Here is a 25,920-nt window from a genome sequence, read left to right as displayed (position 1 = left end):
GATTTACAATTGGCTGTTATTGAGTGCAATGGAATTAATCCGCGGTATACACAATATTTTACCTTCTCATCATGGTTGCGTTTTAACCATTGGGAATTTTGACGGTGTCCATCGTGGTCATGCGCAGGTGATAAGCAATTTAGTGAATAAAGCTCATCATTTTCAACTGCCTGCTACGTTAATGACTTTTGAGCCCCAGCCTCAAGAACGTTTTCGTGGTGCTGATGCTCCGGCCCGTTTAAGTCTTTTACGCGATAAAATTAGGTTGCTTGATGAGCTAAAAGTTGATCAATTGTTGTGTATAAATTTTACCGCAGCTTTTGCCAATCAACCTGCAGAAGTCTTTATTGAAGATTTACTGGTAAAAAAACTAGGTGTTAAATACCTAGTTGTTGGTGATGACTTTTGTTTTGGTCAAGGTCGTGCAGGTAATTTTAAAATGTTGGTTGAGGCGGGTAAAAAGTTTGGTTTTACCGTCGTCAGCACTCAAAGTTTTATGGTGGGCTCGTTAAGAGTCAGCTCTACAGCGGTACGAGAGCACCTTGCTCTTGGACATTTAGAGCAAGCAAGGCGCTTATTAGGGCACCCATTTATATTAAGTGGCCGTGTTGCTCATGGGCAAAAACTGGGTCGTACAATTGGGTTTCCAACGGCAAATATTGCATTAAAAAGAAATGTGGTTCCAGTGCGCGGCGTATTTGCCGTGCGTTTATATTGGGATGGCAGTGATGTATATGAAGGAGTTGCCAATGTGGGTTTTAGACCTACTGTTAATGGGCAAACCTGTAGATTAGAAGTTCATTTGTTTGACTTTTCCGGTGATTTATACGGCAAACGAGTGGAAGTAGAATTAGTAGCAAAAATCCGTGATGAACAACCTTTTGAGTCATTGGATGCACTAAAAAAACAAATTTTAAATGATGCGAACGAAGCTCGCGCTTTGTTTAGCAACGATGCTAGCTGAAACTAATCAGCTTTAATAACGGTATGGGATCAATGAGCGACTATAAATTTACTTTGAATTTGCCGGAAACTGAGTTTCCGATGCGCGGTAATTTGGCAAATCGCGAGCCAGAAATGTTAAATCGTTGGACGGAAGACGGACTGTATCAGCAGATCCGCGATAGCCGTACTGGTCGTAAACCTTTCATTTTGCATGACGGCCCTCCATACGCTAATGGCAGCATTCATATTGGTCACTCTGTAAATAAAATTCTAAAAGACATTATTATTAAGTCTAAAACCATGTCAGGTTTTGACGCACCTTATATTCCTGGTTGGGATTGTCACGGTTTACCTATTGAATTGAAAGTAGAGCAAAAAGTCGGTAAGCCAGGGGTTAAAATATCTGCAGCAGAATTTCGTGAAGAATGTCGTAAATATGCAGCGACCCAAGTTGAAGGCCAGCGTGACGATTTTATCCGTTTAGGTGTACTAGGCGATTGGCAAAACCCATATTTAACCATGGACTTTTCAACAGAAGCCAATATTGTTCGCTCGCTAGCGAAAGTGATTGAAAGTGGCCATTTGCATAAGGGGGTCAAGCCTGTGCACTGGTGTACAGACTGTGGTTCAGCCCTTGCTGAAGCTGAAGTTGAATACGAAGACAAAACGTCTCCAGCTATCGATGTCGCCTTTTTTGCTGTCGATGCTGCAGCCGTCGCTGCTAAGTTTGGTGTCGAAAATTACACTAAACCGGTGGCAATGGCTATTTGGACAACAACGCCATGGACCATACCTGCTAACCGCGCGCTATCACTTAGCCCTGAGTTAGATTACAGCTTGGTTGAATTTGTGAAAGAAGGTAAAACAACGACCCTCATTTTGGCACAAGTTTTAGTTGAGTCTTGCTTAGAGCGTTATAGTGCAGAGTCACATACTATTTTAGGTGAAGTGAAAGGCGCTGAGCTAGAGCTAATGCGTTTTAATCACCCATTCTATGCGTTTGATGTGCCTGCTATTCTTGGCGACCATGTAACTACGGACGCCGGTACGGGCATTGTTCATACTGCACCTGGTCATGGTCAAGACGACTTTATTGTTGGCCAGAAATACGGTCTAGAAGTTGCAAACCCTGTCGGCGACAATGGTGTTTACAAACCAGACACTGAATTTTTTGCTGGTCAGCATGTATTTAAAGCCAATGCCAGCGTAGTGGAGCTACTTGAAGAAAAAGGCGCATTATTGCTTCATGTGCCTTATCGTCATAGCTACCCGCATTGCTGGCGTCACAAAACACCCATTATTTTTCGTGCTACGCCACAGTGGTTTATCTCTATGGACAACCACGGTCTTCGCTCTCAAGCACTAAAAGAGATTGAACAAACAAAATGGATCCCTGATTGGGGTCAAAGTCGTATCGAGAAAATGGTTGAAAACCGTCCAGACTGGTGTATCTCACGTCAGCGTACCTGGGGCGTGCCTATTACATTATTTGTTCACCGTGAAACAGATGAATTGCATCCAGACAGTGTTTCATTAATGGAGCGAGTCGCACATCGTATTGAACAACAAGGCATTCAAGCTTGGTGGGATTTAAATGAAAGTGAATTATTAGGTGATGAGGCAGAGCAGTACCGTAAAGTTACCGATACCTTAGACGTATGGTACGACTCAGGTTCATCATTTTCATCAGTGGTTGCTGCCCGTCCAGAGTTTCATGGACATGATATTGATTTGTACTTAGAAGGAAGCGATCAACATCGTGGTTGGTTTATGTCATCATTGATGATTTCTACCGCTATGAATGGTAAAGCACCTTATAAGCAAGTATTGACTCATGGTTTTACCGTTGATGGTAAAGGCCGCAAAATGTCAAAATCTGTTGGTAACGTGATTGCACCATTACAAGTAATCAACAAGCTTGGTGCTGACATTTTACGACTATGGGTTGCTGCGACAGATTACAGCGGTGAAATGACCGTATCTGATGAGATTTTGAACCGTAGCGCTGATGCATATCGTCGTATTCGTAATACTGCACGTTTCTTACTTGCGAACTTAAATGGCTTCAATCCTGAAACTGATATGATTGCATCAGAAGATATGGTCGCGTTAGATCGTTGGGTTGTTCGTCGTGCAGCTGCATTACAACAAGAAATTATCGAAGCATATGATCAATATAACTTCCATCAAGTCACTCAAAAGTTGATGCAGTTCTGTTCAGTTGAGTTGGGCAGCTTCTATCTTGATATCATTAAAGATCGCCAGTACACCGCTAAGCAAGAAGGGCATGCGCGCCGTAGCTGTCAATCTGCGCTTTACCATATTGCTGAGGCAATGGTGCGTTGGATGACACCAATTTTAAGCTTTACTGCTGATGAAGTGTGGCAATTACTGCCAGGCAAGCGTGAAAAGTATGTGTTTACCCAAGAATGGTACCAAGGCTTAGAAGCGGTCACCCTCGAAAGTGATTTAAGTGATGATTACTGGGATAAATTATTAACTGTCCGTAATGAAGTTAACAAAGTACTTGAACAAGCACGTCGTGACAAACGTATTGGTGGATCATTAGAAGCTGAAGTGACATTGTTCGCCGATGCTGATTTAGCTGCCGAGTTAGCTAAAGTAGGTGATGAGTTACGCTTTATTCTTATTACCTCTAAGGCTGCCGTTGCTGATATGTCACAAGCGGGTAGCGATGCCATCGAAACTGAATTAAGTTCACTTAAACTTGTTGTGGCTAAAAGCGACGCTGAGAAATGTGAACGTTGTTGGCACTACCGTGAAGAAGTCAGCACTATCGAAGCTCACCCAACATTGTGTCAACGTTGTGTGACCAATATTGAAGGTGAAGGCGAGCAACGCGAATTCGCTTAAAGGAATGACAATAATGAGTTCTGTGCCATTAACTTGGAAAGACAGTGGCTTGCGTTGGTATTGGGTAGCTGCATTGGTGTTTTTGGCCGATCAGCTATCTAAACAATGGGTTTTAGCCAATTTTGAACTATATGAGTCGGTAAAACTTCTGCCATTTTTTAACTTCACTTACGTGAGAAATTTTGGTGCAGCCTTTAGTTTTCTTGATGATGCAGGTGGCTGGCAACGTTGGTTTTTTGCAGTAATTGCTATTGGTTTTAGTACTTTACTGACTATTTGGCTGCGTAAACAGTCACACACAATGTGGCGCAGTAATTTGGCGTTTACCTTAGTGATTGGTGGCGCATTAGGAAACTTAGTGGATCGCCTAATGCACGGCTTTGTTGTGGACTTCATTGATTTTTACTGGAACACCAGCCATTACCCTGCCTTTAACATCGCAGATGCCGGTATTTTTGTCGGTGCAATATTGATTATTTGGGAATCATTTAAGCCCGATGCTAAAGCATCAGAGGAGCAATCTAGTCGTGACTGATTTAACAAAACAAGATGACCAAGCGTTACTGTGTCATATGAACATAGTCTTAGAGGATGGTTCGACCGCTGACAGCACCAAAGCATCGGGAAAGCCTGCTCGTTTAAATATTGGCGACAACAGTTTAAGCCCTGCATTTGAAGCTCAGCTTAGAGGCTTGAAGGCGGGTGACAAGCATCAATTTACCCTAGCGCCACAAGATGCGTTTGGTGAGTCAAATCCAGATGCAATCCATTACATGGACCGCAGTCGTTTTCCTGCCGACATGAAGCTTGAAGCGGGCGTAATTGTCAGTTTTGCCGGCCCAGGTGGCAGTGAAATACCGGGTATTGTACGTGACACTGCCGGTGATTCGATTACCGTTGATTTAAATCATCCGCTAGCAGGACACACAATTACATTTGAGCTTGAAGTGGTCAGTGTTATTACAGAATAAAGGTATAACATGTTGAAAGTTGATCCTACATCGCCAGAACTCAGCATTTTACTCGCTAATCCACGCGGCTTTTGTGCTGGGGTTGATCGTGCTATCAGTATCGTAGAACGTGCCCTAGAGTTATTTGAACCACCAATTTATGTGCGCCATGAAGTGGTGCATAATCGATACGTGGTTGAAAACCTAAAAGAGCGTGGTGCGCTATTTATCGATGAGCTTCATCAAGTGCCAGATAATAGCATTGTTATTTTTAGTGCTCATGGTGTGTCACAAGCCGTTAGAAAAGAAGCGAAAACGCGTGGCTTAAAAGTATTTGATGCAACGTGTCCGCTGGTGACTAAAGTGCATCTACAAGTGACTCGCGCGAGCCGTAAAGGGATTGAGTGTATTTTGATTGGTCATGAAGGGCACCCAGAAGTTGAAGGCACCATGGGTCAATACGATAACCCCAATGGCGGTGTTTATCTGATTGAATCACCAGAAGACGTGAACAATCTGAAGGTGAATAACCCTGACAACTTATGCTTTGTTACCCAAACGACGCTTTCAGTGGACGACACATTAGATATTATTGCAGCTTTACAACAACGTTTCCCTTCTATTGAAGGTCCGCGTAAAGATGATATTTGCTACGCCACTCAGAACAGACAAGATGCGGTGCGTAGCATGTCTGCTGAAGTCGATTTACTTATTGTGGTCGGGTCAAAAAATAGCTCCAATTCAAATAGATTACGTGAGCTCGCTGAAAAAACAGGCACTCAGTCTTATTTAGTTGACACTGCCGCTGATGTTGAACCTATTTGGTTTAATGGCGTTAAGAAAGTTGCTGTTACTGCAGGGGCTTCAGCACCAGAGGTTTTGGTACAACAGGTCGTTAACGCAATAGCTACATTAGCACCGAGTGTGATTACCGAAGTCGAAGGTCGAAAAGAAGACACTGTATTTGCCGTTCCGGCCGAATTACGTTAATCAATTCAATAGCCTTACTATGCTTACCCGCAACTTATTTTAGGTTGCGGGTTTTTTGTACTTGCGCAATAAACCGGGTATAATACTGATTAGATGTTAACTTTTTTAAATCAATGTAAATATATGTCAATGTTACTTACTGATTACATTTAACTCAGTTATGATTACGGATTGGTTAATGTATTTGTCAGTAGATTAAGCTTAAGGCAAACCCAAATTTGATTGCCTTTTCATGGAGGTTTGGCTCAAATGTCATTTAAAAGGAATGGATTTTCCTTAATCGAAGTAATGGTTTCACTGGTTATTCTGGTGATAGGCCTTATTGGCATTTTTAATCTGCATTTAGTCGCCAAAAAAGGCAGTTTTGAGTCCTTTCAACAAACCCAAGCGTCTTATTATGCCAATGATATTATTAATCGTATGCGAATTAATAGTGGTCAACTTGCGAACTATGCAGGCACTTATACCGGTACATCCATTACTTCAGCAAAAGCGTGTGATGTTGCCGTGGGTGCCAATACTACCTGTACCAATATAGAAACCCGTAACTGGGACTTATTTCAATGGGAACGGGCCTTTTCTGGCGAGAATGAAAAGTCATCAGACAATAACAATGTCGGTGGACTCGATTCGGCTACAGCATGTATCCGTGTTGTTGGGACAGATGTAACAGTGGTGATGACCTGGAAAGGGGTTCGTGCTACTTCAGATGGCACTGAAGCGAAATCTAGTTTCGTAAAAAGTTGTGGAAGCAGTAGTGATAGACGGCGTGTATTAGATGTAGATACGGCGATTATAAGATGATGATTAAAATAACAAAACAACAAGGTATGTCACTAGTAGAGTTGATGGTGGCGATGTTGATCAGTTTGTTTTTAACGGCTGGTCTTTTTACCATGTTTAGCATGTCTTCAAGTAATGTCACAACGACAAGTCAATTTAATCAATTACAAGAAAATGGCCGTATAGCATTAGCTATTATGGAGCGTGACTTAAGCCAACTTGGTTTTATGGGCGACATTACCGGTACTGATTTTATTATTGGCAGTAATACAACGTTATCTGCTACGGCCGTAACGGCAGATTGTATAGGGGCTGGGTTAAATAATGCCAGTTTCCCTAACGCACAACCCTCTCATTTCAGGCGGCTATGGGGGTATGAGCAAGGCGTAAGTGCAGAATCATTAGCGTGTGTGTCACCTAATAGCGGCACTGATGTTATTCAAATAAAGCGTTTGATGGGGCCACCAGTAACAGTGCTTACTTCAACACGCTATTATGCAGCATCAACGTCAAATGAAATTGTATTTTTCAATGGTAGTGCCGCGGCGCCAGGCTTGGCTAATAGCCGTATTTGGGAATATCAGCATCATGTTTACTTTATTCGTGATGACGGTACTATTCCCGTTTTAAGGCGCCGTACGCTATCCATTAACAATGGCATGAATAACGAAGAACAGCTCGTAGAAGGCATAGAAAATATGCGTATTCTGTATGGTTTTGATAGTGATGGCGACGGCACTGCAGATAGCTATATGCCAGTACAAAATGTGACCACATTAATGTGGGACAATGAATTATTTCAACGTTTAGTGTCTTTAAGGGTGTTTTTATTGGTTCGTTCAAGTGAAGAAGACAGAACCTATACCAATGACAATACCTATACACTTGGCGACAAAACTATCGGGCCTCTTAATGATAATTTTCGACGTAAAGTGGTATCGAGCACTATCGTTTTAGAAAATCCAATTTTAATCAACCTATAATTCAGTAACTCAATACGTAATTTTGAGTTGATGCATCAAAAGGCAGGTAAATGATCAAATCAATAAAGAAGCAGCAAGGAATCGTGTTGTTTTTTTCATTAATTGTTCTCGTGCTAATGACCTTGATTGGTGTGGCACTTGCTGTGAACTCTACACAGTCATTGAGAATGGCAGGTGCGGGTTCAGAACGAATTGAAGCGATGGCTTCTGCTCAAGGTGGACAAGATAAAGCTATTTTAGCCAATCAAGGCACTACGATGGCGACAATGACTGTCGCTTCAACAACCGTAGATGCTGCACTCGGTGTGTCGAATACGATTACACCGATGGTAGTTGGCGATGTGAGCTGTCAACGCAGCACAAAAGCAAATTCAGGCAATTTAATCAGTTGTCGAAGAGTAGAGATATCGAGCTCTTCAACATTTGGCCGCAGCAATATGGGGTTAGTTACCGTAGTTGCAGGTATTGAACAAGAAGTGTTAACAGGGAGTTAGTCATGTTTTTGAAACAGTTATTATCCACATTGCTATTTGCAATTTTGGCTTACTCATCCATCAGCTTCGCCGATGATACTGAGTTGTATGTACTTGAATCTACTGCTCGAACGGGTTCTAAACCGCAAGTACTCATTATTTTTGATACGTCTGGTAGTATGAGTTCTACTTTTAAAACAGACGAGCCTTATGAAAGAGGAAAAGAGAATACCTCAAATGGTACATTAAAGGGTGATACTAAACTGTATTTTACTCGCAGTAGCACTATTCCTGAAGTAAGCAGCAGTCAGTTTTTCTTGCACAGTGTAAATGGTTGCGATGTCGGGGAAGGATATCTTGAAGATTATGGTATGTTCACCGGATATATTCGCGAGCATAAATATGTCGGTGAAAATGGCGTATGGTCTGAATTACCCTTAACGGATGGAAGCTCTATCCAGCAAGTTGATTGTTACGAAGATATTGCAGAGCGAAATTATTATAATAACGGCACTAACTTTTATGGTTTTCCTGTTGACGGGCTCGGTACGAGTGCAAGTCCTGTACGTTACACCGTGGCAAATAACTCGTCATCTACAGCTGAAATAGATGCAGCAATAGAAAAATCTAACTTAACTAACTTTGGTATTGGGCAACCGATCACATTATATACTGAAAAATATGTTAGTTGGTATCATAGCACTAAAAAGCAAAAAAATTATTCAAGATTAGATGTGGCAAAACGCGTAATTGAAGACACCATTGTTACCACTCCAGGCGTTGACTTTGGATTATCTGTGTTTAACCGAAATGATGCTAATGGTTCAAAAAGTGGTGGGCGTATTGTTTATGGTATCACGACAAATAACGAATCGAATAAGTCGAGCTTATTGACCACTATTGGCAAGTTTACAGCAGATGGATACACGCCATTATGTGAAAATTTATATGAAGCGTATCGTTACTTTGCTGGTTTAGGTGTGTACTTTGGTGACGATGATCCTGATCGTACTCCAGAGAGAGACGAGTCGATTGAAAAAGATGGAAAATATACATCTCCATTTGTGGGTAAGCAGTGTCAAGATAAAGCCTATGTTATTTATATGACAGATGGTGAGCCAACCCGTGACAATAATGCTGATACTCTGATAAAAAAACTTTCAGGTATTACAAGCGCATATTCAGGTAACTATTTACCAGCGCTTGCTGGTTGGTTAAATACCAATGACGTCAACACCAGCCTTGATGGTACTCAGACCGTTTCAACTTACACTATTGGTTTTGGTTCTGATGCAGATTCAGTCGCAGGTATTTTAAAAGAAACGGCATCACGTGGTGGCGGAGCAACTTACACAGCAGCTAATGCTGAAAAATTACAAGAAGCATTACAGTCGATTTTCTCTAACATTCTAGAAACTAATTCAAGTTTCACTTCTCCATCTATTGCCAGTAACAATTTTGATAGAACTGAAACGTTAGATTCAGTTTATTACGCGATGTTTTTACCTAACGAAGGTCCTCGTTGGGTAGGGAATTTGAAAAAGTTTAAGGTGACTGGTACAGGTGATATTGTCGATAAAAACGGCAATGATGCTATTGACGATGATGGCAATTTGGCTTCGTCTGCATGTTCCTATTGGACAGCAGACTCTGTCTGTAGTTCAACCAGTGGTGGCGGTGATGGTAATAACGTTGAAATTGGAGGGGCATTAACCAAGCTTCAATCAACGTCTAGTCGCACGCTATATGGTAATTTTGGTACTGGCGGCGCACTAAAAACATTCAATAAATCAAATGCAGCTACCAGTCTCGGTAGTGAAGCGGCCTTAGCGACTTTCATGGGGGTCGATAAAACTGAATTGACCAAATTATTTGATTGGACGATTGGCATCGATGTAGATGATGAAGACAGTGATGGCTCAACCACCGATAAACGTTCAGATATTATGGGCGACCCATTACACTCTAAACCGTTAGCCATTAATTATGGTACTGATGGCTCGCCAGATATCCGTATTTTACTGGGCACCAATGCGGGCTTTTTACATATGTTTAAAGACAGCGGTGCTAGCATTGAAGAGTCTTGGGCCTTTATGCCGCAAGAGCTATTACCTAACCTTAGAGAGTTAAGGGCAAACGTGCCAACAGGCGTTCATTCTGTATACGGTATGGATAGTCCGCCAGTAGCATATGTTAAACGTAATGCATCAGGTACTATTGATAAAGCCTGGTTATTTGTGGGTATGCGCCGTGGGGGCAAATCGTATTATGCCTTTAACATTACTAATCCTGACTCTCCACAATTTATGTGGAAAGTTGACCCTAGTTCAACAGGGATGAGTGATATGGGCCAGTCTTGGGCGGAACCCGTGGTCACGTTAATTCCTGGTGTACCAGCAGGCAGTACTTCTGCTGATACTGCATCTCCGGTAGTTATTATTGGCGGTGGGTATAACCCTTCAACAAAAGATGGTGCAGGGGTTGGTACTGATGACACTACCGGCCGCAGCGTTTATATTTTAAATGCTGAAACAGGCGCCCTTGTGTATCGATTTGGTACAGGCTCTAGTGGTACGCAATTACCTGGTATTGTTGATAGTATTCCAAACAGCATTGCAATATTAGACAGTAACAGTGATAAATTAACAGACAGATTATATGCAACTGATACAGGGGCTAATATTTGGCGTATGGATTTACCGAGTGCTTCACCGACGAGTTCAACAAGTCCGTGGACGGCATTTAAATTTGCGAGTTTAGGCGGCTCAACACAAGCAACTGATAGACGCTTTTTTGCTGAAGCGGCAGTTGCGCAAACTGTATTCACGAATATATCTCAAGTGTCAGTGACGGATGCTGATAGTAATACTACTACTAGTTTGACGTACCAGAATATCCCTTATGATGCAGTTACAGTGGGCAGTGGTAACAGGCCACATCCGTTAGATACAACGCGTTCAGACCAGTTTTTTGTACTGCAGGACAGAAATGTTGTCACTAAGTCCTTTACTGGCGCAACAGGGAAGGAAATTCCTGCGACACTTGAATTGTCTAATTTATATGATGTTTCTTCGGCAGCACCAACAACTGAAGCTGAAAATGTTACTTTTGGCACTAAACGAGGCTGGTACTATAACTTCACAGCGAAAGGAGAAAAAAGCTTATCCGCTTCTACAATCATCCAAGGGCGAGTGTATTTTACTTCCTATGTCCCAGGGGACAATACCTCTGCAAACCAATGTCTAGCGGTTGGTCAAGGCCGGTTATATGGTTTTGATCTACACAAAGGTACCCGTTCATACACTCAAGAGTATTTAGAAATGGGCGCGCGAGTACCTGATACACCGCAGTTAGTGATACCGCCAAATGGTACATCAGATAGTTATATGTATTTAATTGGTATTGGTTCTGCTGGTGATGACATGAAAAAAGTAGATGATGATGAGAGTGATGGCTGTGCTGCTGGTGATGATAAATGTATCGGTGGTGGTTTAGGCGCGAATAAAATTTATTATCATATTGATGAGTAGGAAATAGTAAAAATAATGAAGCAGTTACAGTTCGGGTTTACATTAATTGAAGTGATGATCACTGTCGTGATAGTAGGCATTTTAGCTTCAATTGCTTATCCAAGTTATACTCAATTTGTCGCTAAAGGAGCTAGGGGTGACGGTTTAGCTGGTGTGATGCATGTTGCTAATTTACAGGAACAGTATTATCTGGATCACCGAAGCTTTACCACTGACATGACTAAACTCGGTTTAACAGCTGATCCTTGGGTTGTAGAAAATACTTACTATAAAGTAGATACCACATTAAGCGGGGATAATTACACTGTTACTGCCACCGCTGTAGGTGTTCAAGCGAGTCGTGATAGTGCTTGTTCTGCAATATCATTAACCTCAACAGGCAGCAAAACCCCTACGGAGTGTTGGAAATGAAAACAGTAATACCTTATGTCCTATTATCAATGTTTATATCTGCTAATGTTTTAGCTTCAGAAGAAGACGTAGTGGCGTTAACAACTTATAAGTGCCATATAGAAACACCTAATGGATCTAATATCGCAGTATTTGAGTGGGATAAAGCTCTCCTTATACAAGAACAAAGCGCTTTACTTGCAGAGTATGTCCCAACCATCTCAAATGAGCGCCTGATCGTTAAAAGAGTGGTTGAATGTATAACGGAAGATAAAGTATTTAAAGATGTATTAGTGCGAGAGCTTGACGCACAAAGAACGTATTAACCTTGTATTAATATGTGAAAATAAAAAAGGCTTACTTATTTAAATAAGTAAGCCTTTTTTATTGAAGTAACCCAAACTTAGGTTAACTACATGTCACTGTGGTGGTGACTTTTGAAATACGTCCTGAAGAATTGATACTTAATGCTTCGGAAGAGCTGCTCGTTACCTTTCCTGGGCAATATCTGAATACTCCACTACCGCCGTTGGTGCCCATCCCATCAGGATTAAAACTATATCTGGTAAGGTCTGATTTAATAAAGTCGTTACTATTAAATGCATCAACTTTCCGTAATACAATATCTGCTATGCCATTAGTCGTGTCCATTGAACCAATAGTACCGTTGTCAATAAATACGCTAAAGCCTTGTGTCCAGTCACTGCCGCATGAAGTCGATGTTATAGGGCAAACTGAGACTCTACTGCCATAACTCACAGCTTGGCTTCTGGCAAAAACTAATGATGATTCTATCGTGCTGATTGCACTTCTTGTTCTAACCCCTTCGTAAAGAGATTGGAATGAAGGCACCGCAACAGCAAGAAGAATAGCCGCCACAGTAACCGTAACCATAACCTCAACTAAGGTAAATCCTGACTGTAACTTTTTCATGTGTGTATCCTCAACTATATAAAGAAGAGTATAACGAAGCACAGCATGAATTACAGTGTTTAATTGGCTATTTATTGTCTAGTTAATATATTTCCTCAAAACGATGTATATCACTATTAATTAAAGATAAAACCACTTTTTTAAATGGGCTTACATTTAATATTTTTCTTCTTTGACATTCTGGCTCTTCCCGCTTGATTAACGATAACCGCCTTGGAATACTCACTATCAATGGTGCTAGGGCAATATGTCAGCGTTCCATTTGTCCCTGAGGCAAGCCCATCTGGCTGAAAGCGCACCGCTGCTCTGTTGTAGCCGACAAAGTCATTTTGATAAAATGCAGAAGTCTGTTGCAATAAGCTATCACTGGCATCGAGTTGATTTTTCTTACCTCTATCGATAAATACACTTAAACCAATTCGCCAATCTGAGGAGCATTTGTTATCGACAATGGGGCAGACTGTGACTCTGGTTCCGTAACTAATTGCCATGTTGCGGGCAAATTGTATGGTCTGTTGTATTACTTTAATGCTGCTCTGTGCTCTCACTTGCTCATTCAACGCTGTAAAAGATGGAATGGCAATAAGTGACATTAACATGACAATTAATGTGGTAACGATGACTTCAATGAGGCCAAAGCCTTTGTTTGATTGAATGTAAGGCATAACAGTTCATCCTTAATCTGGTTGCAGCATCCTGCTACGGGGCCAGTTAGTATAGAAAATGAACAGTGTTTTTGCTGTGAAATATCTTTTTCTAAATACGTAAAATAGCAGCGACAATTAGCCACAGATTAAAGTAAGATATTTGCAAGCAGTTTGGTTGCAATAAACGTCAACGACGACATATGTTTAACCAACAATTTAGCCGATGACAGGAGTATGTAATGAAAAAAGTCGAAGCCATTATTAAACCGTTTAAACTTGATGATGTGCGTGAGTCACTTGCTGAGATTGGCATTACGGGTATGACAGTGTCAGAAGTAAAAGGTTTTGGCCGTCAAAAAGGTCATACTGAGCTTTATCGCGGCGCAGAATACATGGTTGATTTTTTACCTAAAGTTAAAATTGAACTAGTGATTCAAGATGAGCTACTAGAGAGAGCCATCGATGTCATAGTTGATACCGCCAGAACGGGTAAAATCGGTGATGGTAAGATTTTTGTTACCGATGTAGAGCGAGTAATCCGTATTCGTACCGGTGAAGAGAACGAAGAAGCAGTATAAGGCCCACAGGGGCCTTTTTTTATATTTGTTTATTTTGTATCACGTTGTTAGTAAAAGGTGTTTAGAGGTAATTTATGCAGCAAAGAATTGTTATTGTAGGTGGTGGAGCAGCAGGTTTAGCATTAGCTTCGAAATTGGGGCGTAAGTTCGGTAACAATTCTTTGGTCGATATAAGCTTGATTGATAAGAACACCGTACACATTTGGAAGCCAAAACTACATGAAGTTGCCGTAGGGGTTATAGATCAATCTATCGAAGGATTACAATATCGTGATCATGGGCTTAAAAATGGCTATCGCTATATTCGTGGCGCCATTGAACAATGTGATCCACAAGCTAAAACAATCCAGTTAGCGGCCGTCTATAACGATGATGGCGAACAAATCATCGCAGCTCGCCATATTGAGTACGACACTTTGGTGTTAGCTTTAGGTGGTGTGTCTAATAGTTTTAATACGCCTGGCGCGGAGAAACATTGTATTTTTTTAGACAGCCTCGATAGCGCTAATTTATTTCATCACAAATTGATGGACGCCTTGCTTCAACTTAATGAAACTCAAGATCAGTTAGGTATCGGTATTGTTGGTGCGGGGGCTACAGGCGTTGAGCTATCGGCAGAGCTTCATCATGTGATTGAGTCAGTAAAAGAATATGGCTATCAAAATATCTCAAAAGATCATTTAGACATTAACCTCATTGAAGCATCAAATAAAATATTACCACAATTGCCAGAGCAAGTGAGTGCTAGAGCACAAACGGTATTATCAAAGCTCGGAGTCAAACTGCATTTAGGTGTACAGGTTAAAGAAGTCACCAAAGAAGGCTTTGTAACCGCAACGGGAGATGTAATAAAAGCCAATATTAAGGTGTGGGCTGCAGGTGTTAAAGGCCCTAAAGTATTCGAGAACTTTACTCAACTTCCTGTGACACCTCGTAATCAATTAGATGTAGATGAATGCATGCGAGTAAAAGGAATAAATGACATCTATGCGTTAGGTGATTGTGCACAATTGATATTGCCATCAGGCAAACCTGTTCCACCCCGTGCCCAAGCCGCAGCGCAAATGGCAGACCGCCTTTATTCCAACTTGTGTTTAAAAATGAAATCACAGCCTGAAAAGCCATTTGAGTACAAAGATTATGGTTCATTGGTTTCATTAAGTCGTTTTTCTGCAGTCGGCAATTTAATGGGGAATTTACGCTCTGGCGATTTTTTCGTAGAAGGCCATGTTGCACGTTTAATGTATATCTCGTTATATCAACGCCACTTAGCTAGCTTGTACGGTTGGTTCTCTGCAACTGTGTATCGTATAGCCCAAAAATTACTACGCTGGCAGCGCCCTAAACTTAAATTACATTAGGCTCGCTTTTAACCAATTAAGGGCTTTTTACTGTTAGAGCCCTTTTTGTTGCACAATAAAACAGCTTTTGATGACGATAAGCGCAATTTAATCTAAATGTACTTGAATTTAAGATTGATCTTGGTAGTTTCAGTTATTAACGAGTTGTTAACTCTCGTATCGCAATTACGCTATACGTACGTCAAAGAAGATAATCAGTGCCTCAGGGAGCCAAGATGCAAAACCAAATTACGCTATTAGAACAAACAAAACATGGTGATTTAAAGCTGATCCCAAGTGACTTTTCACATGTGTCTGAGCAGCATATCGTGCCTGTAACACTTCATGAAATCAGTCGCGCAGCAACGGAATACCCAATTGTATTTGTTAAAAATAGCGATACTAATGAATTTCAATCAGTTGCAATGCTAGGTTTAAAGCCTGGACAAAACTTAAGTGTGAAAGATGGCAAGTGGCAAGGTTTGTATATTCCAGCCGTTGTGCGCGATTACCCACTTGGATTAGTGCTTAACCCTGATGTGAAAGACAAAGTGTGGATTGGGATCCGTGAAGGAGCAAAAGAAGTTAGCAAAACAGACGGTGAAGCATTATTTGACGGCGTAAAAGAAACGCCGTTTTTAGAAGCACGCAAGAAGGCATTGATTACTCACTATGAGCAAGATCAAGCTACTCGTGGCATTTTAGGCTTTTTAAATGAAAAAGGCTTACTGATTAATCAAACACTAACGGTAGATGTGGCTGGCGAAAAACGCAATATCAATGGTCTGTATGTTATTGATGAAGTAAAACTTAATGCATTAACTGACGAAGAGTTTTTAGACTTGAAAAAGCGTGGTTTGTTAGGTCCAATCTTTGGTCATTTAGGTTCGTTAAACCAAGTTAATCGTCTTGCAAGAGTTGAAATGCAAGGTAAATAGCCTGTTTATATGTTCGCATTAATATTAAGGCACTCAATGAGTGTCTTTTTTATGGCTCGCTATTTGTACCTTAATGTTAACCATTCAAGAGATAAAGCCAGATTGTTGTATACCATTGCGCATTAATAAGTGACCACTCAGAATGCATCCAGCGGTTTTTAATTTAAGGCGTTGCTATGTCTTAATGGTTGTTCCCTTTCAAATAGCGAGAATACAGGGCAAAAGCGGCTGGGGCATTCCTTTGTGACGAGTTTTAAAAGGGCTTACACTGCGTTGCATGACTTCGAAAGAGAACACTATTCATTAGTCATTCGCCTTGTTTAAGCCCTTTTAAATTCTCGCTGAGAGATCATTTACTAATGCGGAATGGTATTAAAGCTAGGCAGGGCGTTTGTCATATTATTAATACAGGGTCGTCAGATGCAAAAAAGCCACTCATTGAGTGGCTTTTTTGTTTTTATGGTGCCGGCACCAAGAGTCGAACTCGGGACCTACTGATTACAAGTCAGTTGCTCTACCAACTGAGCTATGCCGGCTAATTGTGGTGCCCGAACCCGGAATCGAACCAGGGACACGAGGATTTTCAATCCTCTGCTCTACCGACTGAGCTATTCGGGCAACTAAACTAAGCGTTAGTTTACTACTTCAAACTAGGTTCTGACTTGGTAATCAGTGCCTGTCTCGTCTGGAGTGCGCACATAATATAGCGATGGTTTTTATCGTGCAAGTGCTTTTTAAATCTTTTTACTCGTTCGGCTAGTTAATGTGCAAACTGATGCTATTTTATCTACTTTTATGGTTTTTTAGCATAAAAATACTTATTTAGTTATGCAAATCACGAGTAAACCTGAGCAAATATAGGATTTATGAATATTCACAACCATTAAAGTAACGTTAAGTATGAGAGTTATTGCCCTTAAATGATCTATAGCGCCTGTAAATGATCGTTTTACTCTAAATCGATACGTAACTATTGCCCCATAAGCCTGTTGTTCCACACAGAGTGTTTCTTAATAGCATGTGCTGTAAGTCGGTGTCGAACGGGTATTGGTAGTTGAAGGCATTAAGTCATCATCGGTTTACACAAACAAAAAAGCCGCTGTATCAGCGGCTTAGTTTATATTAATCTGTTATTCGTCTTCAGCTGGTGGCACGTAGCCTTCAATTTCTACATCTTTACCTTCAAATAAAAAGCTCAGCATTTGCGCTTCTAAAAATTTACGGTCATCAACATTCATCATGTTAAGTTTCTTTTCATTAATGAGCATTGTTTGCTTTTTTTGCCACAAGCCCCATGCTTCTTTACTGATATTGTCATAAATGCGCTTACCCAATTCGCCAGGATAAAGCTGAAAATCTAAGCCGTCGGCAGATTTATTAAGGTGTAGACACTGAACTGTGCGAGCCATGATGATTCCTTACTAACTTATTTACGATTAAAACTAATGTGTCGCGAAAAGTACGGCTAAATTAGACAAAATACGTTCTGTGGCTGCCGCTAACCCGACTTTCGCAGGTTGTTCTATGTTATACCAGAGAGCGCTGTTTTGTTCCATTATGCTGGTTGCCGACTGAGAGGTTAATTCGACTAATACAGGCTGTATATCCAGATGAAAGTGACTAAAGGTATGCCTAAACCCTGCAAGGCCTTGTTCTGACATCACTAAGTTATGAATATTTAAATAATCAGTTAATTCTGCTTGAGTCTCAAATTGTGGAAAACACCATAAGCCTCCCCAAATACCCGCAGGAGGTCGTTGGATTAACTGAACTTTAGTTGTATTTTGGCTTTTATCTACCATAACCAACATAAATGCAGATTTTTCTGGGGTGATTTTTTTAGGCTTTTTTCCCGGATATAGACTTTGATTTCCCTGTAGTTGCGCCATGCAATCAACTGCTACTGGGCATTGAGCACATAATGGTTTACTGCGAGTACATACACTAGAGCCAATATCCATCATGGCTTGATTAAATTTCTCCACTCCAGCTTTTGGCGTGAGTGTTTCAGTTAATTGCCACAATTTTTGCTCTACGGTTTTGACTCCTGGCCAACCATCAATTGCACCGTGTCTTGCTAATACGCGTTTTACATTACCGTCTAATATAGGATGATGTTGCCCTAGAGATAACGACAGTACAGCTCCAGCGGTTGACTTGCCGATACCAGATAATGCAACAACATCATCAAAGTGAGTTGGAAACACTCCGTCAAAAGTGTCACGAATATGCTGAGCTGCTTTATGTAGGTTACGTGCCCTGGCGTAATAGCCTAGACCTGTCCATAGATGAAGAACTTCATCTTGATGAGCATTAGCAAGGTCGATAACTGTTGGAAACCTTGCCATAAACTTTTCATAATAGGGGATAACTGTAGCTACTTGGGTTTGTTGCAGCATAATTTCAGACACCCAAACTCGATAGGGTGTTTTGTTAATCTGCCACGGTAATGTTTTGCGACCATGAAGGTCGTACCAAGCGATTATACGCTCAGCAAATGGGGTCACTTTTTTCATGGTCGCAGTGTATCCATAGCGATTTTATTACACAAGAGGCTGTCTGATTTTCGTGATTATCGCATGATGAAAATCTCGATGATAATTTAGCGTAAACATGTGCTGCGACTTTAGGTATAATGCGCCACTGAATGTTTAAATTGATCTAAAACAAATAGCAATGACGTAATGTTGATGTAAATAGCGGTGGATAAAGTCTGCTCACTTCATATTAATGTTAAGTCTGTAAGCAATGAGGCAATAATGAGCGACGTTACCACAGCTGAGTTTAACGAAGACGGTAAGTATATTCGTAAAATCAGAAGTTTTGTTTTACGCGAAGGCCGTTTAACCAAAGGACAATCTCAAGCAATTGAGGCACATTGGCCTGCAATGGGGTTAGATTACACGCCACAACCACTTGACTTAATAAACGTGTTTGGTCGCGAAGCCGATACCGTCCTTGAAATTGGTTTTGGTATGGGGGCGTCATTAGTGCAAATGGCCAGTGCAGCGCCTGAGCAAAACTTTATCGGTATTGAAGTGCATAAACCTGGTATAGGTGCTTGTTTAGCTGATGCAGGTGAAGCTAAAGTGACCAACCTTCGAGTGTATCATCATGATGCGATGGAAGTGTTAGAACACAGTATTGCAGACGGTTCATTAGCGCGTTTACAGCTATTCTTTCCAGACCCTTGGCATAAAAAACGTCATCATAAACGTCGTATTGTACAATCTGAATTTGTTCAGCTAGTTCGTCGTAAGCTTAAAATCGGTGGCGTATTTCACATGGCGACAGACTGGGAAAATTATAGTGAGCATATGCTAGAAGTAATGAATGCCGCTGAAGGTTATAAAAACCAATCGACTACTGGTACAGTGGTTGAACGTCCTGATCATCGTCCGTTAACTAAGTTTGAAGCGCGCGGTCACCGTTTAGGTCATGGCGTTTGGGATATCATGTTTGAGCGTACCGCTTAATTTAAGTAACAGGAGAGTACATCATGGCGCAAAATCGTAGCCGTCGTTTACGTAAAAAATTACGAGTCGATGAATTTCAAGAGTTCGGGTTTGATATTAACTGGGTATTTGATGAGTCAGTATCTGAAGCTGACATTGATGCCCTAGTTGATCAGTTCATCAATGAAGTAATAGAACCTCGCCAATTAGGTTTCCACGGTGGTGGTCATAAAGAGTGGGAAGGTATTATTGCCACTCAAGCCATTGGTAAATGTACTGCTGAAGACGTTGCCGCTGCAAAAGCATTTTGGCAAAGTAAGCCAGTATCAGGTATCGAAGTCAGCGACTTATACGATATTTGGTGGGGATAGACTAAATTGCCTGAGCAATTATTACTTCAAGAAGCGGTAGACAAAGTCAGACCGCTATTGGGTAAAGGTAAAGTGGCAGGTTATATTCCTGCCCTTGCCAATGTTGACCCCAATAAAATTGGTATAGCCATTACTACGATTGATGGTACTACCATCGGTGCTGGTGATTACCTCGAACCATTCTCAATTCAAAGTATTTCTAAAGTATTTAGCCTCACGCTAGCATTAAATTTATACACCGAAGATGAAATCTGGAACCGTGTAGGTAAAGAGCCGTCAGGGCATTCATTTAACTCTTTAGTGCAGGTAGAGTTAGAACGTGGTAAACCGCGAAATCCATTTATTAATGCTGGTGCTTTGATCATAGCCGATTTACTGCAAGCGCGTTTAGGTGCCCCCAAGCATCGTATGTTAGAGGTGGTAAGACAGTTAAGCCAAAATCCGATTGTAGCCTACGATAAAGTCGTAGCTGACTCTGAATATCAGTTCAGTGCCCGAAATGCCTCTATAGCGTATTTAATGAAATCATTTGGTAATTTTGATGGTGATGTTGATACAGTTCTTAAAAGCTATTTCCATTATTGTTCATTAAAAATGAATTGCGCGGATTTATCTAGGGCGATGTTTTATTTAGCTAATCGAGGTAAAACATTAAACGGTGATAGTTTGGTGTCACCAGTGCAAACTCGACAGCTTAATGCATTATTAGCTACATCGGGTTTATATGATGGCGCAGGGGAGTTTGCTTATCGTGTTGGTATGCCAGGTAAAAGTGGTGTCGGTGGCGGTATTATTGCTGTAATACCGGGTGATATGTCTATTTGCGTTTGGTCTCCCGAACTGGATATGAATGGTAACTCTCTTGCTGGTACGGCAATGCTTGAACATATTAGCCAACAACTGGGTCGTTCTATTTTCTAACAGAATATCGCTAAATTAATTATTATTGAGATTCGCAAAATAGACTACTTTTTGGTTTATTTTGCGAATACACTGCTGTCATTGAATGTTTTACCTCCTACCTGAATACATCTAAATTATTTTATCTCATATTAATCAATGGGTTGCGTTATTGGCACAACTTGTGCTTAGTAATCAACATATCTAAACAATTACTCATATTCTTATACAAAAAGGTTTTTATCATGACCAAACAAAAGTTAATTTGTGGTTTAGCGTTAAGTAGTTTGTTGTTTACTGCAGGTGCATGGACACCCGCTATGGCTAAAATGTCACTTAATGATGAAAAGTGTAATGTCACGTTAAACTACGATGTCACCGTGGAACCGACTACTTTACAGGTGAGTGATAATGGTAATGAAAAGTACCGTGTTGAGTTAGGCCAACTGTATGTTGATGGCAAAAAAGTGACTTTAGATGATAAGCAGCAAAAACTATTAACCCAGTATTCAGAAGAGTTATCGCGTCAGGTGCCCGATGTCATTGATTTAGTGGGTGATGTGGTATCCATTGCTACTCAAGCCGTCAATATGGCACTGACACCTGTTTTTGGTGACGCTGCAAGTATGCATATCGACAAGTTAATGGTCGGTATTCAAAAGCGTGTCGATACTATGGCATATCAACAAGGTGATAAGTTTTATCTTGGTTCAACTGAAACATCAATAGAGAAAACCTTTAATAAAGAGTTTGAGCAAGAGATTGAACAAATGGTAACAAGTTCAATGGGATCGTTAATGATGACCCTAGGCAGTCAAATTATGTCGTCAGAAGGCGGGACCTTTGAAGAGAAAATGAATGCATTTTCGCAAAAAATGGACAATGTAGGCACCGATATAGAGAAGCAACTTGAATCACAATCTCAAGGGCTTGAGGCGCGAGCAACAACAGTATGTGACAATTTTGCAACGTTATTAGTGCTCGAAAGCCAAGCTCGGGAAGCTATCCCTGAACTTGCGCCATACACGTTAGCTAAGCTTGGTGAGACCGCCAAGTAAAAAGGTTCTATTTTAGTCAACCCGTCTCCCTAATATGACACCTGACTTCCCCTGTGCTCTTTTTCAAGACACAGGGGCTTTTTTTATGCGCCTAAACCTTCCATCTGCCTGCCATAGCTTAATTTCTTTGTTCTGATAAAAAAATTGTCAATTATAAATATAGAGCCATATAGTGTTTTTTTGTTATACTCTCTCAAATTATAAGAAAAATATACTCTACTTTAGATGCGGTTATGTTTAACGATGACAAAAATGAGTGTCGGATTACAGCTTTTACTTGTACTTCCGTTTATTTTTAATCTAATTCGATAAATATGACTGAGTTGATGTGAATGTTTAACTCAATGATAGCAATTGACTTGCGTATATTGGGATTCAACAAGCACCTGAATTTTATTAATGTCGTAACCAGTTTAAGGCGACTTCCATGTTAGAACTGTTAGAACCTATCGCAATTTTTACTCACGTTGCACGAGCAGGAAGTTTTAGTGCTGCAGCCAGACGTCTTGGCATTTCTAAATCTAAAGTCAGTACCCAAGTCGCAGATCTTGAACACAAACTTGGCGTACAGCTTATTCAACGTACTACTCGTAGCTTAAGCCTGACCGAAGCCGGTAATTTATTGTACCTTCAAGGTGAAGAACTGTTACGCGATGCAGAGCAAGCCGTTGCAAGTGTGCATAACTTAAATGACGCGACCCGTGGTGTGTTGAAAGTAGGTATTTCACAATCATTTGGTACCATGCATATCATTCCTGCATTACCAGACTTTATGGCTCGTCACCCAGAGCTTGAGTTACAAGTAAGCCTACTTGACCATAAAGTGGACGTTGTCAGTGAAGGGTTAGATTTATTGTTAACTATGTCTGAGCAACTACCGTTAGGTATGGTTGCAAGACCTTTAATGAAATGTCAGTTTTTGCTAGTTGCATCACCAGGTTATATTGCCCAACATGGAAATATCAGCCGTCCTGAGCAGTTAGTTGAACACAATTGTTTGGTGTATCAAGGCGAGTGGCATGAACACAGCATGTGGCAATTTAAAAAGGGTGAAGATTACTGCGAAATCGGTGTTTCGGGTAACTTCCGTGTTGATAATGCACCAGCACTTAAATCTGCTGCAGTAAGTGGTCTAGGTATTGTGTATCTTGCCAGTTACTTAATGGAAGATGAAATTGCTCAAGGCACTTTAGTACCATTACTACCGGATTGGCAGTTAACGCATAATTTACCATTACAGGCGGTTTATCCACGCCGTAAGCATTTAGCGCCTAAAGTCAGTGCATTTATTGATTTCATTAAAACCCACATCAGCAGCCCACCATATTGGGACGCGAAATTCGATCATTTATACAAACTTCGTAAGTAAAAATGGAAACATTGTTCACTTAATAAAACAAAGCCGCAACTCACCTTGCGGCTTTATTTTTAACTCATATTTATCAATTGTTTAGGTTTTTCATTGTTTAATTATTTAGCGGATGATTAATCAATGACTTACTGAATATCAATGCGTTTGTTATTGCACTCTGTTCTTATTTAAATACAATAGAAGGCAGTTGATTCAGAATGATTTGAATATGCGTTTTCTGAGAAATGACCCCTTTTCAGTTGAGGCCCGAATCTGCAACTAAGCGAATTTTGAATCAGTGCTGACAATTGTTTTTTCAAACTAAAACTATGTCGGCTTTCAAACCATCATCCTAGTTATTTGGTTACCCCAGACATTGATCTGGGGTTATTTTTTTGTGTTAATTTCGTATTCAATTCAATAAAAAATGCAGCAACCTAGGTTACTGCATTTTTGTTATGAAAATTTATATGAGAGTGGTTTACTTCCCAAGCCTGATTTATACCGCTTTTACTTGCTTAACCCATTTGTTGACTTGCTCTTCGAGTACATCTAATGGCAACGGACCATTTCTTAGCACCACATTATGAAATTCACGAATATCGAATTTATCACCAAGCTGTGTTTTCGCCTGTTCACGAAGTGACAAAATTTTCAGCATTCCCACTTTGTATGCGGTCGCTTGAGATGGCATCACAATATGACGCTCTACCATTTTAATCGCATCAGACTCGGCATTTGGCGTGTTTTCAACGTAGTAAGCAATCGCTTGTTCTCGGGTCCATTTTTTAGTGTGAATACCAGTATCAACGACTAAACGACAGGCGCGCCATAACTCCATTGATAATCGGCCGAAGTCCGAATACGGATCAGCATATAGGCCCATTTCTTTAGGGAAATACTCCGAATACAATCCCCAACCTTCAACATAGGCAGTGTATCCGTTAAATTTCCGAAATTTAGGGATACCTTGCAATTCTTGAGCTTTAGCTATTTGCATGTGATGACCAGGAATGCCCTCATGATATGCCAATGCTTCCATTTGGTACTTAGGCATGGCAGCCATTTTATATAAGTTGGCGTAATAGGTGCCCGGGCGTGAACCATCTGGAGCGGGTTGATCATAAAATGCTTTACCAGCAGACTTTTCGCGGAATGATTCAACTTGTTTAACCAGTAAAGCTGCTTTAGGTTTAACTTTGAATACTTCGTCTAAACGAGACTCCATGTTATCGATTAACGCTTTTGCTTCCGTTAAATAAGCTTGCTGACCTGCTTTGGTGTCCGGATAGTAAAACTGCTTATCATCACGCATAAATGTGAAGAATTCAGGCAAGGTACCTGAGTAATTTACTTTTTTCATAATGACTCGCATTTCATCATGAATACGCTTTACTTCAGACAATCCAAGATCGTGGATCTCATTTGCTGTCATGTTGGTCGTGGTAGTGCGGGCAAGGGCATTATTAAAAAACGCTTCACCGTTAGGCAACTTCCAGGCGCCATCGCGATCATCAGCGCGCGCCTCTAAGGTTTTGGTGTAACTGATAAGTTGCTCGTAAGCGGGTTTAACTTTGGTGAGCAAAGCTTGTTTCACTTCTGCTAACAAGGCTTGTTTTTTGTCGTCGCTGATATTGAGCTTAGCTATTTTACGGTTGGCATCAGCCCAAAGTGCATTGTCTTTGCCTGTGTCGGTAAACGGGACACCCGATATAATATTTTTACTGTCTGCCATCACATAAGCAAACACAAACTTAGGCGCTATAATCTGTTTTTGTGCACGCAGTTCTAATGCAGTTTCTAGCTGAGCTAACAAGGTTTCAGTAGCATTCAGACGGCTAATATAAGCCTTAGCATCGCTTTCATCAGTAATTTGATGTTGATTGATAAGAATAGCTGCAACCATTGAATGCACACCATACATCTGGTTCATAGGGTAGGTGTGGTAACGCCATTTATCATCGGCAATAGCTTGTTCTAGGCGTGCATGTAATAACTCAAAACTCAGTGATGTTTGCTCATCGAGTTGTTTTACATCCAATGCATTTAATTGCGCAAGTTGCTTTTTGGCGCGTTCGAGGTCTGCATCAGCTGCAGCTTCTGATAAATCATTCCATTTATCATAGTCTTTTTTAATGCCCAGGTAGGTTTGATTGACTGGGCTGGACATGACATTTTCCATGAAGATGTCTTCAAACAATGCGTTGGCTTTTTCTGACTCGCTATTCATAACAACTGCCTGAGTTTCTTGTTGATCTAATGAGGCAGTGGTGTGCGAGTGTGCAATTGTTGCAGAGCTGAATAAGCTTGAAAGTGCCACAGCAATGATAGTGGTTTTTGTTTTGATGGACATCGATATCTTCCTAAAGTACCCAATTATAGGGTGATATCCTAATCAAGCTTTCACTGAATGTGTTAACTGAAATGTTAG

Annotated in this window: 24 protein-coding genes and 2 tRNA genes; 19 read left to right on the top strand and 7 right to left on the bottom strand. The window is 40.8% G+C overall.

The window, feature by feature from the left end:
* The first annotated feature begins 28 nt into the window (after positions 1 to 28).
* The 11 genes from ribF to IEY40_RS09300 all read left to right on the top strand — a co-directional run bounded on the left by ribF (position 29) and on the right by IEY40_RS09300 (position 12,244).
* A complete protein-coding gene (gene ribF / locus IEY40_RS09350) occupies positions 29 to 964 on the top strand; it encodes a bifunctional riboflavin kinase/FAD synthetase (RefSeq protein ID WP_188955489.1) in 936 nt (311 codons plus the stop codon).
* Between the two features lie 32 nt (positions 965 to 996).
* Positions 997 to 3,819 (top strand): isoleucine--tRNA ligase, encoded by a 2,823-nt coding sequence (ileS, locus tag IEY40_RS09345; RefSeq protein ID WP_188955488.1) that lies wholly within the window; start codon positions 997 to 999, stop codon positions 3,817 to 3,819.
* A gap of 22 nt (positions 3,820 to 3,841) precedes the next feature.
* Complete coding sequence (lspA, locus tag IEY40_RS09340) at positions 3,842 to 4,354, top strand: signal peptidase II (protein WP_188956007.1); 513 nt, start codon at positions 3,842 to 3,844, stop codon at positions 4,352 to 4,354.
* On the top strand, positions 4,347 to 4,790 hold the full coding sequence (gene fkpB / locus IEY40_RS09335) for an FKBP-type peptidyl-prolyl cis-trans isomerase (RefSeq protein ID WP_268244198.1): 444 nt from the start codon (positions 4,347 to 4,349) through the stop codon (positions 4,788 to 4,790). Before lspA ends, fkpB begins: the two co-directional genes overlap by 8 nt.
* Positions 4,791 to 4,799: 9 nt before the next feature.
* The gene (gene ispH, locus IEY40_RS09330) at positions 4,800 to 5,759 is read left to right on the top strand and encodes a 4-hydroxy-3-methylbut-2-enyl diphosphate reductase (protein ID WP_188955484.1); all 960 of its coding nucleotides are present in this window, start codon (positions 4,800 to 4,802) and stop codon (positions 5,757 to 5,759) included.
* A 249-nt stretch (positions 5,760 to 6,008) separates the two neighbouring features.
* Positions 6,009 to 6,563, top strand: coding sequence for a type IV pilus modification protein PilV (gene pilV / locus IEY40_RS09325; protein WP_188955482.1), 555 nt, complete (start codon positions 6,009 to 6,011; stop codon positions 6,561 to 6,563).
* A complete protein-coding gene (locus IEY40_RS09320; protein ID WP_428848149.1) occupies positions 6,560 to 7,525 on the top strand; it encodes a PilW family protein in 966 nt (321 codons plus the stop codon). Before pilV ends, IEY40_RS09320 begins: the two co-directional genes overlap by 4 nt.
* Positions 7,526 to 7,587: 62 nt before the next feature.
* Complete coding sequence (locus IEY40_RS09315) at positions 7,588 to 8,019, top strand: pilus assembly PilX family protein (RefSeq protein WP_188956003.1); 432 nt, start codon at positions 7,588 to 7,590, stop codon at positions 8,017 to 8,019.
* 2 nt (positions 8,020 to 8,021) lie between these two features.
* Complete coding sequence (locus tag IEY40_RS09310) at positions 8,022 to 11,528, top strand: pilus assembly protein (protein ID WP_188955480.1); 3,507 nt, start codon at positions 8,022 to 8,024, stop codon at positions 11,526 to 11,528.
* A gap of 15 nt (positions 11,529 to 11,543) precedes the next feature.
* Entirely contained in the window at positions 11,544 to 11,939 is a 396-nt protein-coding gene (locus tag IEY40_RS09305; RefSeq protein ID WP_188955478.1) for a type IV pilin protein, read from the top strand.
* Positions 11,936 to 12,244 carry a TapY2 family type IVa secretion system protein gene (locus IEY40_RS09300; RefSeq protein WP_188955476.1) on the top strand — a complete coding sequence of 103 codons (309 nt, stop codon included), beginning with the start codon at positions 11,936 to 11,938 and terminating at the stop codon, positions 12,242 to 12,244. Before IEY40_RS09305 ends, IEY40_RS09300 begins: the two co-directional genes overlap by 4 nt.
* A gap of 82 nt (positions 12,245 to 12,326) precedes the next feature.
* On the opposite strand, the gene IEY40_RS09295 is transcribed toward IEY40_RS09300, so the two are convergent.
* Together IEY40_RS09295 and IEY40_RS09290 are read right to left on the bottom strand one after the other, a co-directional pair.
* Positions 12,327 to 12,851, bottom strand: a complete 525-nt coding sequence (locus IEY40_RS09295) for a GspH/FimT family pseudopilin (protein ID WP_188955474.1) — start codon at positions 12,849 to 12,851, stop codon at positions 12,327 to 12,329.
* Between the two features lie 140 nt (positions 12,852 to 12,991).
* Positions 12,992 to 13,516 carry a GspH/FimT family pseudopilin gene (locus IEY40_RS09290; RefSeq protein ID WP_188955472.1) on the bottom strand — a complete coding sequence of 175 codons (525 nt, stop codon included), beginning with the start codon at positions 13,514 to 13,516 and terminating at the stop codon, positions 12,992 to 12,994.
* A 221-nt stretch (positions 13,517 to 13,737) separates the two neighbouring features.
* On the opposite strand from IEY40_RS09290, the gene glnB reads away from it, so the two are divergent.
* The 3 genes from glnB to IEY40_RS09275 all read left to right on the top strand — a co-directional run bounded on the left by glnB (position 13,738) and on the right by IEY40_RS09275 (position 16,354).
* Positions 13,738 to 14,076, top strand: coding sequence for a nitrogen regulatory protein P-II (glnB, locus tag IEY40_RS09285; RefSeq protein ID WP_124017158.1), 339 nt, complete (start codon positions 13,738 to 13,740; stop codon positions 14,074 to 14,076).
* Between the two features lie 74 nt (positions 14,077 to 14,150).
* Complete coding sequence (locus IEY40_RS09280; RefSeq protein ID WP_188955470.1) at positions 14,151 to 15,437, top strand: NAD(P)/FAD-dependent oxidoreductase; 1,287 nt, start codon at positions 14,151 to 14,153, stop codon at positions 15,435 to 15,437.
* Positions 15,438 to 15,652: 215 nt separating this feature from the next.
* A complete protein-coding gene (locus tag IEY40_RS09275) occupies positions 15,653 to 16,354 on the top strand; it encodes a SapC family protein (protein WP_188955468.1) in 702 nt (233 codons plus the stop codon).
* Between the two features lie 460 nt (positions 16,355 to 16,814).
* Here IEY40_RS09275 and IEY40_RS09270 read toward each other — a convergent pair.
* From IEY40_RS09270 to mutY, 4 genes are all read right to left on the bottom strand, one after another.
* A tRNA-Thr gene (locus tag IEY40_RS09270) sits at positions 16,815 to 16,890 on the bottom strand.
* 6 nt (positions 16,891 to 16,896) lie between these two features.
* Positions 16,897 to 16,972: transfer RNA gene (locus tag IEY40_RS09265), tRNA-Phe, on the bottom strand.
* Positions 16,973 to 17,484: 512 nt separating this feature from the next.
* The gene (locus IEY40_RS09260) at positions 17,485 to 17,763 is read right to left on the bottom strand and encodes an oxidative damage protection protein (protein ID WP_160053097.1); all 279 of its coding nucleotides are present in this window, start codon (positions 17,761 to 17,763) and stop codon (positions 17,485 to 17,487) included.
* Between the two features lie 33 nt (positions 17,764 to 17,796).
* Positions 17,797 to 18,870 carry an A/G-specific adenine glycosylase gene (mutY, locus tag IEY40_RS09255; RefSeq protein WP_188955466.1) on the bottom strand — a complete coding sequence of 358 codons (1,074 nt, stop codon included), beginning with the start codon at positions 18,868 to 18,870 and terminating at the stop codon, positions 17,797 to 17,799.
* A 243-nt stretch (positions 18,871 to 19,113) separates the two neighbouring features.
* Here mutY and trmB point away from each other — a divergent pair, with 243 nt between their 5' ends.
* The 5 genes from trmB (at position 19,114) to IEY40_RS09230 (ending at position 23,507) form a co-directional block, all read left to right on the top strand.
* The gene (gene trmB / locus IEY40_RS09250) at positions 19,114 to 19,830 is read left to right on the top strand and encodes a tRNA (guanosine(46)-N7)-methyltransferase TrmB (RefSeq protein WP_188955464.1); all 717 of its coding nucleotides are present in this window, start codon (positions 19,114 to 19,116) and stop codon (positions 19,828 to 19,830) included.
* A 23-nt stretch (positions 19,831 to 19,853) separates the two neighbouring features.
* Positions 19,854 to 20,180 (top strand): 50S ribosome-binding protein YggL, encoded by a 327-nt coding sequence (locus tag IEY40_RS09245; RefSeq protein ID WP_188955462.1) that lies wholly within the window; start codon positions 19,854 to 19,856, stop codon positions 20,178 to 20,180.
* 6 nt (positions 20,181 to 20,186) lie between these two features.
* Positions 20,187 to 21,101 carry a glutaminase B gene (glsB, locus tag IEY40_RS09240; RefSeq protein ID WP_188955460.1) on the top strand — a complete coding sequence of 305 codons (915 nt, stop codon included), beginning with the start codon at positions 20,187 to 20,189 and terminating at the stop codon, positions 21,099 to 21,101.
* A gap of 224 nt (positions 21,102 to 21,325) precedes the next feature.
* Complete coding sequence (locus tag IEY40_RS09235) at positions 21,326 to 22,138, top strand: YggN family protein (RefSeq protein WP_188955458.1); 813 nt, start codon at positions 21,326 to 21,328, stop codon at positions 22,136 to 22,138.
* A gap of 427 nt (positions 22,139 to 22,565) precedes the next feature.
* Complete coding sequence (locus IEY40_RS09230; RefSeq protein WP_160053103.1) at positions 22,566 to 23,507, top strand: LysR family transcriptional regulator; 942 nt, start codon at positions 22,566 to 22,568, stop codon at positions 23,505 to 23,507.
* Positions 23,508 to 23,988: 481 nt separating this feature from the next.
* Here the strand turns inward: IEY40_RS09230 and IEY40_RS09225 are convergent, their stop codons facing one another.
* Positions 23,989 to 25,842 carry a DUF885 domain-containing protein gene (locus IEY40_RS09225; RefSeq protein ID WP_188955456.1) on the bottom strand — a complete coding sequence of 618 codons (1,854 nt, stop codon included), beginning with the start codon at positions 25,840 to 25,842 and terminating at the stop codon, positions 23,989 to 23,991.
* Positions 25,843 to 25,920 lie beyond the last annotated feature (78 nt).

Origin of the sequence: Shewanella ulleungensis (genome assembly GCF_014648315.1) — a bacterium.
GTDB classification, from domain to species: domain Bacteria; phylum Pseudomonadota; class Gammaproteobacteria; order Enterobacterales; family Shewanellaceae; genus Shewanella; species Shewanella ulleungensis.
Note: the sequence above shows the minus strand (reverse complement) of the source record. Positions and strands in the feature narration are given on the sequence as shown.